Origin of the sequence: Ilumatobacter nonamiensis YM16-303 (assembly GCF_000350145.1) — a bacterium.
In the GTDB taxonomy this organism is placed as follows: domain Bacteria; phylum Actinomycetota; class Acidimicrobiia; order Acidimicrobiales; family Ilumatobacteraceae; genus Ilumatobacter_A; species Ilumatobacter_A nonamiensis.
The window spans coordinates 1-11125 of sequence record NZ_BAOL01000154.1; the positions used below are offsets into that span (position 1 = coordinate 1).

Genomic DNA, 11125 nt, shown 5'->3' on the forward strand with positions numbered 1-11125 from the left:
GTGCCATCCGGTGTCTGACACCCGATGGCACGGACGGGTTCAGTTGGCGAGTGCGACCGCGGCGCGGGCGGCGTCGAGCATCGTGGGTTCGGAGCGGAGCTTGTCGGCCGGGATCCCGGCGTCGAGCAGGATCTGACGACCCTCCTCCGCGTTGGTGCCGTCGAGACGGATCACGATCGGGGCCTTCAGGTCGACCCGACCCATCGCCTCGACGATGCCCTTGGCGACCTCTTCACCGCGGGTGATGCCGCCGAAGATGTTGATGAAGATCGACTTCACGTTCTCGTCGAAGTTGATCACCTCGAGCGCTCCCGCCATCACGTCGGCGTTCGCGCCGCCGCCGATGTCGAGGAAGTTCGCAGCGGACCCACCGACCTGGTTGACCACGTCGAGCGTCGACATCGCGAGCCCGGCACCATTCGCGATGATGCCGACCGTGCCGTCGAGGCCGATGTACTGGAGGTCCTTCTCGGCCGCCATCTTCTCGCGGTCGTCCATCTCGGTGAGACCCTTGAAGTCCTCCCACTCGGGATGGCGGAACTCGGCGTTGCCGTCGAGGGTGACCTTTGCGTCGAGCGCGTGGACCTCGCCGGTCGGCTTGAGGATCAGCGGGTTGATCTCCGCCAGGTCGCAGTCGCCCTCGGTGTAGCAGCGGTACAGCTTCACGATGATGTCGGTCGCGCCGTCGATCGCCCGCTCCGGCAGGTTCGCGTCGATGCACGCCTGACGGGCGGTCGCTGCGTCGAGGCCGTCGACCGGGTCGATGTGGAGCTTGATGATCGCGTCGGGGTTCTCCTCGGCGACCACTTCGATCTCGACGCCGCCCTCACGCGACAGCATCATCAGATGCTTCTTCTCGCCACGGTCGAGCGTGAAGCTGACGTAGTACTCCTCGTCGATGTCCGACGCCCGCTCCACCCAGACGCGTTTCACGACATGGCCCTTGATGTCCATGCCCAGGATGTTCCCGGCGTGCTCACGCACGGCTGCCTCGTCGTCGGCCAACTTGATGCCACCGGCCTTGCCACGTCCGCCGACCTGTACCTGCGCCTTCACGACGACCGGGTAGCCGGCGTTGTTCGCCTCGCGCACCGCCTCGTCGACCGTGTCGGCCGGGCCGCCCGGACTCACCGGGATGTCGTAGCGGGCGAAGTACTGCTTGCCCTGGTATTCGAAGAGATCCACGTCAGATCACTGCTTTCTCTTGGTCGATTGATGGTCGGTGTGCCAACGGGTGTCTGACACCGGATGGCACGTCAGGCGGTTTCTCGTTCGTCGAGCGCGGTTTCGAGCCATTCGCCGATCGCGCGGAGCGATGAGCCCGGGCCGAAGATCTTGGCGACGCCTTGTTCGTTGAGGATGTCGATGTCGTCGTCGGGGATCACGCCACCGCCGAAGACCATCACGTCGTCGAGGTCACGCGATTTCAGCTCGGCCATCACACGGGGGAACAACGTGAGGTGCGCTCCCGACAGCAGCGACAGGCCCACGCCGTCGGCGTCTTCCTGGAGAACGGTCTCGGCGATCTGCTCGGGTGTCTGGTGCAGCCCGGTGTAGATGACCTCGAACCCGTGGTCGCGCAGGGCCCGCGTGATCGTCTTCGCTCCGCGGTCGTGGCCGTCCAGACCGGGTTTCGCGACGACGATTCTGTAGGGGCGTTCCACGAGTCACAGACCTTACGCAACCATCGGGTGGTTCCACCAACCGCCGTGCGCCCAATGGCGCGAGAAACGCGACCGCGAGGCATCTTCATCGGTCGTTGCCACAATGGGCCGGTGGTCAACGCCCCGAAGCTGCCCGAGCTGCGCACCCCGCTGGCGCGTGCGATCGTTCCGGTGCTCGGCGGGATTCTCTTCTTCGTCGTGCTGGGTCTGGTGACGTTCGGCATCGCCGCGTTCCTGTCGAGCAGCGACACCGAGCCGACCGAGAATCTCGCTCCCGCCCGCCTCGAACTCGGGTCCGCCGCGGGACGCGCGAACGACGTTGCCGAGGACGGTCCGCTGTTGTTCGCCGAACTGTCGACGATCACCGGCGAGCGATCGTTGGTGGTCGACCACGAGGGCGACGACCCGGCCGAAGGCTGGCGGCTCTACTACGCATTCCCGCCCGATCGCCCGGACTGCCCGGTCGAACAGGTCCGCGGTACGGCGACGTTCACCGACTGCGATGGCAACGAACTGAACGTGACCCAACTCTCCCCGCCCACCGAGGACGTGCGCCCGGTCGTCGAGGGGTCGACGACGCTCTATCTTGATCTGCGGGCGTTCTCGAGCGGTCCCGATCCGTCGGCGACCACGCCCACGACCGACGCCTGACCGGCGGTTCAGGCTTGGGCGAGTGCGTCGACCAGTCGTTCCGCGAACTCTTCGCTGTGCTGGTCGAGCTTGCTGCGACTCATCGCGAGACCGCCGATCACGTACGCGCCGGTGTCGCCGACGGCACGGGTGAGCCGATCGAGTGACGACCCGGGCGACAGTGCGAACGTGCAGAATGCGGCGGCTTTCTTGCCCGACAGCGCGGGCAGATTGGAGATGCTGTTGACGGCCCAGGGTGCTTGCCCGAACACGAAGGCGCCATGCACCCACGTGCCGATCAGCACCAGATCGGCCTCCTGGATCGAGCCGAGGTCCGGCTCGCGCACCTTCGACAGTCCGGTGATGGTCCACCGTTCCTGCGACAGCAACTCCGCGGTTTTCTCCGCTGCCCGCCACGTGTTGCCCGTCAGACTCTCGACCAGAATTGCTGCCTTCACGATCGGTAGTTTGCCACGGTCGATCCCGCGGCGGTGATTTCCAGCGACCGGGCGGCCGAACGGAACCCGTGTCTCATCCGAAGGTGCGGCGGATCCACTCCGCGAGCACCGGATCGACGATGGCAACCGAGCGCCCTTCGCGACGGAGATACCCCCGGTCGATCAGCAACGAGCGAGCGTGTTGTGCTCCGCCACTCGACAGACCGAGCGAGTCCGCATACCCGCCGAAGATCGCTTCGTTCTTCGCCACGACCCGCAGCACGAGTTGCTCCCCGGTCGGGAACGACGAGAACAGCCGCTCCAAACCGGCGGACTCGGCACGCAACACCTGGTCGAGGGCGAGCGTCACGTCATCGTCGGTCGCCGTCCCGCCGGGCGGCACTCGCGACCAGACCGCGTCGGCCAGCTCCATCACGCGGTGCGGATGTCCGCCCGTGACGTAGGCGACGGCGGGAGCGATCGAGCCGGCCGAACGGCCTGTCGACTCGAATCCGGTGCGCACGATCTGCTCGACGGCGACCGCGTCGAACGGTCGCGCCTCGACGAGATCGGCCTGCGCGTAGAACGGTTCGGCGCGGTCGGTGAACAGCATCCGCATCGTCGACGGCTCCGATCCTGCGAACAGCAAGCCGATCTCCTGGAAGTGGTGCTGGAGCGAGGTCCGGAGTTGCGCCGCAGCACCTTCGACGCCGACGATCCCGGAGAACTCGTCGATCACCAGCACGATCGGATTGGCCGCCGAGGCCTTGACCAGGATGTCGAGCTGCGACTGCACGACCAGGATCGGATCGGGCCGTTGATGAGCCGGTTTGCGCAATTCGATCGAGAGCATTCCCAGCGGGAGCCCGACGCGAGCAGCCAGTTCGGTCACGGTCGGTGAGCCCACGGCCCCGATCGGGGCGAGCGCACGGTCGAATCGACCGGCGAGATCGGCCCACGAGGCGAGCTCGTAGAGATCCAGCCAGACCGACGTGACCGAGTCGGACAACCGATCGACCACGGCGCGCAATGCGGTCGTCTTGCCGTGACGACGCGGGCCCAGCAGCGCCGTGACCCTCCGTTCGGTCACCCTCCGAACCAAGTCGTCGATCAGGTCCTGCTGCGGTCCCGCCTGCGCGGGGTCGAGCGGTCCGTGGTGCGGGAATGGAGACATGTCCATCCCGCGAGCCTACTCCATCGGTCCGCTATATTCTAGCGGTTTTTTCCGCTGGATGACGGCGGATCAGTCGGCGCTGTTGGCAGCGAGCGCCGCGAGCACGGTCCGAGCCTGCCAGGACGTCAGGTGTGGATGGGCCCCCATGATCCGGGCGAGGTGACCGGCGATCGTGGGCGCAGCGAAGCTGTTGCCGTCCGTCGTGATCGTCGAGTGACCGTTCCACGCGACCTCGATGCCGATCCCCGGAGCCCCCCATTCGGCCGGTCCGTTCCCGTTGCACCAGAACTGCTCCCGATCGGTCCCGGGCCCGCACGCCACCGAGAACACTCCGGCGAACTCGCTCGGGATCGAACGCTTGCGTTCGTTGGCCATCGCCGACACCATCAGCATCCGGCCGAACGCGGCGGCGTCGACCAGCTGGTGGAACGTCTCGGCCCAGCGATCGTTGGTGGTCGACAGACTCAGATTGGCGACAGTGATCCGGTTGTCGATGCACCACTGCACGCCGTGGGCGAACACGCCGGCGGACCCCTTGAGCGACGCACCGAGGACACGCACGCTGACCAACTCCACCTCCGGGGCGAGTGACCTGATGACACCGGCACACGCGGTTCCGTGTCCGTAGAGGTCCTCGTGCGGTCCGGGTTCGATCCGGACACCGCTCTCGGTTTCCGGATCGACGACGATCGCGACGTACTCGTCGACGCCGCCGACCAGGGGATGCGAACCGTCGACGCCGGAGTCGATCACCGCGACACGGACTCCTCGACCCGACCGGTCGCCGTACGCCCAGTCCCGTGTGATCGGGTGTTCCAGCAGCAGATCGGGCCGCGCACCGAGACCCGCACCGTGGAACACGTCCGACCACGCCGGCAGGTCGGTCGGAACGCTCGTCGGGAGCGGGTCGGTGGAGCTCATGAATCGAACGCGTCGAGCACCGCAGTGACCACGTCGGTGGCGCGGACCCGGTCACGCGGCCCCAGGTCCGCCAACCGACCTGCGATCTCGAAGTCGGACGCACCGGGCCCGCCGATCAGCCCGGCCGCGACGTCGACGACCAGCTCCACGATTCCGGTCACACTCACCGCACCGTCGGCAGGGCCGACCGTCGAGCGATCCAGAATCGACAGCACCGCTGCGACATCGCCGTCATCGTCGAGCACGGCCACGCACTGGATCGCGTTCGGGATGTACCCGGTGCGTTCACCCACCGAACGAGCGAAACGTGGATCGGACACGGGATCGCGCACACTGATGGACTGCCCCGTGGCGGCCACGAATCCGGCGATCCCGTCACCCGGCGGCAAGAGCATGCCGCGAATGCCGTCGGCTCCGGTGCCGTCGGCGGCCACGTAGCGCAACCCGTCGTCGTGCACCGTGGCGATCGAGACGGATGCGGCTCCGAGTGCGACGCGAGCGAGCGCGCACAACGCGTGGAGTGCTCCGGCATCTGCTGGACGGCTCACGACGCCACGCTCGCTGACTCGATTCCCCGATCGGGCGGTTCGTCCCCCGCCGCCAGATGGGGATGCGTCCGAGACAACCGCGTGCGCATGCCCCCGAGCAACGGCGCCGTCGCATCAGCGGACGGCGTCGCGATCGACGTGAACACGGCTCCGTCGATCTCGAGCACCTCGGCAGCGGTCACCGCCGTGACCGTTGCGGTGCGGCTCGTGTTCCGCAGGAGACCGATCTCGCCGAACACGTCGTGCGGGCCCAGTTCGGGAGGTGGCGTGCCGGCACTCTGCTGCGTCGTGACCACGAGGAGTGCTCCTGAGCGCACGACGTACAGCTTGTCAGGTGCATCACCTTCGCGGATGACGTCCTCACCCGCAGCGACGCTCCGGTCGCCACTCGATCGCGCGAGTCGTTCGAGCTCGATGGGCTCGAACGACGCGAGCTCGGGAATCTGACCGAGCCACGTGGCGACCGACCGATGGCGCCGACGGCTCTGATCCGTGGTGCGGGCGAGCGCCAGCACCGCCGGAGCGAGCACGACCATCATCACGATGGCGACGACGCCCGAGACCTGCATCGCGAACGTCAGTCCGGCGATCGACACGAGCACCGGCGCTCCCGCCGATCCAACGGTCTGGCCGAGGGCTCCGACGGCGTCGAACACGCTGTACACACGACCCATCATCGACTCGGCGACGGCCCGTTGCAGCAGGGTCAGCGCGACCACCTCGAACACGATCGCCGCGCCTCCCTCGACGGCGGCGAGGCCGAGCACGACCGGTGTGAGGTCGGTGAAGGCGATCAACACGAGCGGCAGGGAGACGAGCAGCCCGGATCCGAGGAGCCATCCGCCCGCATGCGCTGAGTTGCCGACACGCGCCGCGATCGGTGCGGCGATCAGCCCCCCGACTCCCATCGCGGCCAACAGGTAGCCGATCCCCTCGGCACCGAGGTCGAGTCGATCCGCTGCGACCGAGACGTACAGCACCTGTTCGGCTCCGAACGCGAGCGATGCCGCGGTGGTCATCACGCTCAGACCGCAGAGCCCGCGGTTGCCGGCGATCAGTCGGCCGCCGGCACGAACGTCCGCGAGCAACGACGACACCGACCCCCCGGACTCGGTCGAGTTGGCGGTCCCTCCGCCGACATTGCCGATGCGCGCGACCATCAGCGCCGAGACCACGAACGTCGCCGCGTTGATGACGAGCACGATCGACGGGTCGAGCACCGTGACGAGAACGGCGCCGAGCGCGGGCCCGACGAACCAGGACAGTTGGGCGAGCCCCTCCTCGCCGGCGTTCGCCGCCGCGATGTCGTTCTCGGGGACGAGTTGCGGAATCGCCGCGACGCGAGCAGGACGGTAGATCGCTCCCGCCGCGGAGATCAGCACCAACACGCCGAGGACGAACGCCGGAGAACCGTCGACCGCGACGATGACCGCCATCACGACGAACAGTCCGCCACGAACGACGTCGAGCAGGACCAGCGATGCTCGCCGGTCGAACCGGTCGGCCACCGCCCCACCGAACGGGCTGAGGACGACGTACGGCAACAGCCGCGCGATCAGCGAGGCGGCGATCCAGAACGTGGCGTCGTCGTGCTCGGTGAAGTAGACCGCGATGGCCACCCAGTAGAGGAAGTCGCCGGCCAGCGAGACGACGGTACTTCCGAGCAGCCAGCGCCAGCGCGTGTGTCGCCACACGGATCGGAACGATGCGATCGCTCCCGGCGTCTCCTCGATCGGTTCCTCGGTCGTTGTCATGATGCCTCCGGACGCGGCCGAACGGAGCGGGACCACCCGCTCCGTTCGAGCAACGATCTCTCAGAAGAATTTGAACCGACGACCCTCGGCGTCGTCGGCGTCTTCGACTCGGAGCCGGATGTGGCCCTCGGCGTCCTCGGTGTCCTCGATCGCTCGGCGGATCGTGTCGGATTCATCGGCCTCGTCGACGCGCATCCGGGCGTGGCCTTCGGTGTCCTCGACCGAATTCGCCACCGGGCTGATCGGGAAATCGGGATCGTTGACCGGATTGTGGTTGATCTGATTGTTCATGGCACTCGCTCCTCGTGTCGATGGCCACTCCCGCAGCCGCTGTTGTCGATGTGACCATCTTTTGCGCTCGAGCGTCCTCGTGCTGTTCCCGCCGAGACACGCGATGTGTAGCGACGGCGACAGATCACATTCTGACACTGCGCTGTCAGCCACACTGACGAAATGGAGTGGGAGATCCTGAGCAGCCTCGACGACCGGCAGCGCACAGCAGTTCTGCAGACTGCGGTGCGCAGGAAGTTCCGAGCCGGCGACACGCTCTTCCACCAGGGCGATCCGGGTGACACCGTGCACCTCCTCGAGCGTGGACACGTGGCGGTCAAAGTGGTCCACGTTCACGGGGTCACGCTCACACTCCACGTTCTCGGCCCGGGAAGCGCGTTCGGTGAACAGACACTCGTCGACCCCCGAGCGCGCCGGACCGCGTCGGTGGTCGCGATCGGACCCGTCGAGACCCTGATGATCCGACGGGACGACTTCATCGAGCTGCAGAAGCGCCATCCTGCGGTCACGACGATGCTCGTCGAGATCTTGGCCGCCCAGGTCCGACGCCTCTCCGAGCAGCTGCTCGACGCCCACTCGATGGGAGCCGAACAGCGGGTGGTCAAACGCCTCGTCCTGCTCGCCGAGGACTTCCGCGTGGGCGATGCCGCGACGTTGCCGATCACGCAGGAGGAACTCGCTTCGCTTGCGGGAACGACTCGCCCGACGGCCAATCGGGCACTGCAGGCACTCGTCGACGACGGCGCCGTACAACTCGCCCGAGGTCGCATTCACATTCCCGATCTGGAACGGTTGCCGACCGTCTGAGAGACGCGTCACCGGACAGCTGTCGGGTCGCGCGGGTGCAGTAGCTTCGTCGCCCAGGAGGCGTATATGCGGTGCGGTGCGTGTGGGGCGTCGAGCCCGGATGGCAAGCGGTTCTGCGGTGAGTGCGGTTCGGCACTCCTCCTCTCGTGCGGTGCGTGCGGATCGGCGATCGACGCAGGAAAGCGGTTCTGCGGCGATTGTGGTTCGGCGGTCGCGGCCGGGCCGTCGGTGGGCGACGATTCGTCGTCGATGGCAGGTCTCGCCGCCGCCACCGACGTGGTAACCGACGCCGGCCCGGTCGCCGAACGACGCTTGTGTTCCGTCCTGTTCGTCGACCTGGTGGGGTTCACGACCCTCTCGGAGACGCGCGACGCCGAGGACACCCGCGAGTTGTTGAGCCGCTACTTCGAGGTGGCGTCGACGGTCGTCGGTCGGTACGGCGGCATGATCGAGAAGTTCATCGGCGATGCCGTCATGGCGGTGTGGGGTTCGCCCGTCGCGACCGAGGAGGACTCCGAGCGAGCCGTGCGCGCGGCGCTCGACCTGGTCGACGCCATCGCCGAACTCGGTGCCGATGCCGGGGTCGCCGGTCTCACGGCGCGGGCGGGCGTGCTCACCGGCGAGGTGGCGGTCACGATCGGTGCGACGAACGAAGGAATGGTGGCGGGTGACGCGGTCAACACGGCCGCCCGGATCCAGTCGGCAGCACCTCCCGGTTCGGTGCTGGTCGATGCGGCGACGCGGCGCCTGACCTCGGACGCCATCGACTACCGCGACGAGGGCGTCCACAGGTTGAAGGGGAAGGCCGAGCCCGAGCACCTCTGGCGCGCCGAACGTGTCGTGTCGAGCGTCGGTGGCGTGCAGCGGGTGGATGGGCTCGAAGCGCCGTTGACCGGGCGTGGGGCGGAACTGCGCTCGCTGCGGGAATTGTTCCACGCGACGATCGAGCGCCGTCAGCCGCGCCTCGTCCTCGTGTCCGGCCCGGCTGGTGTGGGCAAGTCCCGTCTGGGGTGGGAGTTCGAGAAGTACGTCGACGGGCTGGCCGAAGCGGTGCGGTGGCATCGCGGTCGCTGCCTGTCGTACGGCGACGGGCTGGTCTACTGGGCGCTCGCCGAGGTCGTGCGGCAGCGCTTCGGGATCGCCGAGGACGACCCGACCGACATCGCCGCCGACAAGTTCCGCCAGGGTCTCCTCGACCACGTCGCCGATCCCGGCGATCGTGCGTTCATCGGGATACGGCTGAGTCGGCTCCTCGGAGTGACGACCGACGACACGGCTCCGGCAGCGACGTTGACGCGTGACGACCTGTTCGCCGGTTGGCGACGGTTCTTCGAGCAGCTGTCGACCACGGCGCCGGTCGCGATCCTGATCGAGGACGGTCACCACGCCGCACCCGAGCTGCTCGACTTCATCGACCATCTCGTCGATTGGGCACGGGACCTCCCGATCTTCGTGCTGGTGTTCGCGCGCCCCGACCTCGACGACCGTCGCCCCGGGTTCGGGTCAGGGCGCAACCGGGTGTCGATCACCCTCGATCCGCTCGATCCTGCGTCGATGGACCAGCTGGTCGACGCACTGGTTCCCGACACCGAACCGGACCGTCGGGCGATGATCGTCGACCGGGCGCAGGGCATCCCGCTGTACGCGGTGGAGACGATCCGCGCGCTCATCGACCGCGACATCGTGCAACCGGTCGACGGGCAGTACCGGCTGGTGGGCGACATCGGTGAACTCCGTGTCCCGGACAGCCTCCATGCGCTGCTCGCGGCGCGCCTGGACGCGCTCGACCCGATCGTCAGGCGCGTCGTCAGCGACGCCGCAGTGCTCGGCGCGAGCTTTCCCGCGGAGGCGGTGGCGTCGGTGTCCGGTTTGGATCCCGACACCGTCGAATCAGCCCTGGCCATCCTGCTGCGCCGCGAAGTGCTCGAGATCTCGGCAGACCCGCTCTCACCGGAGGTCGGCAGTTACCGCTTCTCCCAGGAGATCCTGCGACAGGTCGCGTACGACACGTTGTCACGCCGCGACCGCAAGTCCCGACACCTCGCCGTCGCCACGCACCTCCGCGCCACCTTCGCCGACGACGGCGAGGAGGTGATCGACGCTGTCGCTCGCCACTACGTCGACGCCCTCAATGTCGTGCCCGACGACGCCGATCACGACGAACTCGTCGAGTCCGCCATCGCCGCACTCGTGCGCGCCGCTGAACGGGCAGGGCGCACCGGGTCCCCCGGCCGCGCGATGTCGTGCTTCGACGCGGCCGCTCACCTCCGCGCCGAGCAACCCGAACCCGCTCCCCTCGAGGCCGCCGCACTCTGGCTGCGCGCCACCGAGGGAGCCGGTCTGCTGAAACGTTCCGACGACGTCCTGATGTTCGCTGAGCGGGCTCGGGCGAACTATGTCGAACGCGGCGACACACGCGGAGCGGCTCGCGCGGCGACGTGCATCGGCCGTGCCCGGGCGCGGAGCGGTCAACTCACCGACGCGCGCGTGATCCTCACCGACGCCCTGCACGTCCTGGAGAACGATCCCGACCTCGACACACTCGACGCGCTCGAGCGACTCTCGAGCGTCGCGACCTTCAGCGGTTCCGACGACTCGGATCAACTCTCCGCCCGGGCGCTCGCGCTCGGCAACACGCTCGACGTCGACGACGGTCGCTACGCCGAGCTGCTCGTCGCGAGGGCGTCGTACCTCGACATCTCCGGCCAGCGCCGCCTGGCCGCGATGTACCTCCGCGAGGGCGCGCAGCTCGCGCTCACGAACGACAACCGCCTGACCGCGGCGCTCGCCTACGGCAACCTGAGCAACGTCTTGAACGTCGACCGACCCGCCGACGCGATCGAACCAGCACGACAGGCATACGAGATCCTGTCCGAGATGGGTGACCGCTTCCTGATCG

The 11125-nt window shown here is 67.8% G+C and carries 11 protein-coding genes and 1 pseudogene; 4 read left to right on the forward strand and 8 right to left on the reverse strand.

The window, feature by feature from the left end:
- Positions 1-39: 39 nt before the first annotated feature.
- Together sucC and ON45_RS13920 are read right to left on the reverse strand one after the other, a co-directional pair.
- Positions 40-1185 (reverse strand): ADP-forming succinate--CoA ligase subunit beta, encoded by a 1146-nt coding sequence (gene sucC, locus ON45_RS13915; protein WP_040494601.1) that lies wholly within the window; start codon positions 1183-1185, stop codon positions 40-42.
- Between the two features lie 71 nt (positions 1186-1256).
- Positions 1257-1664 (reverse strand): cobalamin B12-binding domain-containing protein, encoded by a 408-nt coding sequence (locus tag ON45_RS13920; RefSeq protein WP_040494602.1) that lies wholly within the window; start codon positions 1662-1664, stop codon positions 1257-1259.
- A gap of 111 nt (positions 1665-1775) precedes the next feature.
- On the opposite strand from ON45_RS13920, the gene ON45_RS13925 reads away from it, so the two are divergent.
- Positions 1776-2315, forward strand: a complete 540-nt coding sequence (locus ON45_RS13925) for a hypothetical protein (RefSeq protein WP_040494603.1) — start codon at positions 1776-1778, stop codon at positions 2313-2315.
- An 8-nt stretch (positions 2316-2323) separates the two neighbouring features.
- On the opposite strand, the gene ON45_RS13930 is transcribed toward ON45_RS13925, so the two are convergent.
- From ON45_RS13930 to ON45_RS21610, 6 genes are all read right to left on the reverse strand, one after another.
- Positions 2324-2752 carry a flavodoxin family protein gene (locus ON45_RS13930; RefSeq protein ID WP_040494604.1) on the reverse strand — a complete coding sequence of 143 codons (429 nt, stop codon included), beginning with the start codon at positions 2750-2752 and terminating at the stop codon, positions 2324-2326.
- Between the two features lie 73 nt (positions 2753-2825).
- A complete protein-coding gene (locus ON45_RS13935; protein WP_040494605.1) occupies positions 2826-3911 on the reverse strand; it encodes an AAA family ATPase in 1086 nt (361 codons plus the stop codon).
- A gap of 63 nt (positions 3912-3974) precedes the next feature.
- Entirely contained in the window at positions 3975-4826 is an 852-nt protein-coding gene (locus ON45_RS13940; RefSeq protein ID WP_051063071.1) for a S8 family serine peptidase, read from the reverse strand.
- On the reverse strand, positions 4823-5374 hold the full coding sequence (locus tag ON45_RS21605; RefSeq protein WP_051063072.1) for a GAF domain-containing protein: 552 nt from the start codon (positions 5372-5374) through the stop codon (positions 4823-4825). The genes ON45_RS13940 and ON45_RS21605 overlap by 4 nt, the downstream gene beginning before the upstream one ends.
- Complete coding sequence (locus tag ON45_RS13950; protein WP_148288695.1) at positions 5371-7128, reverse strand: MFS transporter; 1758 nt, start codon at positions 7126-7128, stop codon at positions 5371-5373. Before ON45_RS13950 ends, ON45_RS21605 begins: the two co-directional genes overlap by 4 nt.
- A gap of 60 nt (positions 7129-7188) precedes the next feature.
- A complete protein-coding gene (locus ON45_RS21610) occupies positions 7189-7419 on the reverse strand; it encodes a hypothetical protein (protein WP_051063073.1) in 231 nt (76 codons plus the stop codon).
- A 162-nt stretch (positions 7420-7581) separates the two neighbouring features.
- Between ON45_RS21610 and ON45_RS13960 the strand changes: the two genes are divergently transcribed.
- From ON45_RS13960 to ON45_RS13965, 3 genes and pseudogenes are all read left to right on the forward strand, one after another.
- Positions 7582-8226, forward strand: a complete 645-nt coding sequence (locus ON45_RS13960) for a Crp/Fnr family transcriptional regulator (RefSeq protein ID WP_040494608.1) — start codon at positions 7582-7584, stop codon at positions 8224-8226.
- 66 nt (positions 8227-8292) lie between these two features.
- Positions 8293-8418: pseudogene (locus ON45_RS24100) on the forward strand (double zinc ribbon domain-containing protein); the annotation flags it as partial.
- Between the two features lie 57 nt (positions 8419-8475).
- Positions 8476-11125: ATP-binding protein (locus ON45_RS13965; protein WP_241432210.1), on the forward strand; the 2650-nt coding region annotated here is incomplete at its 3' end.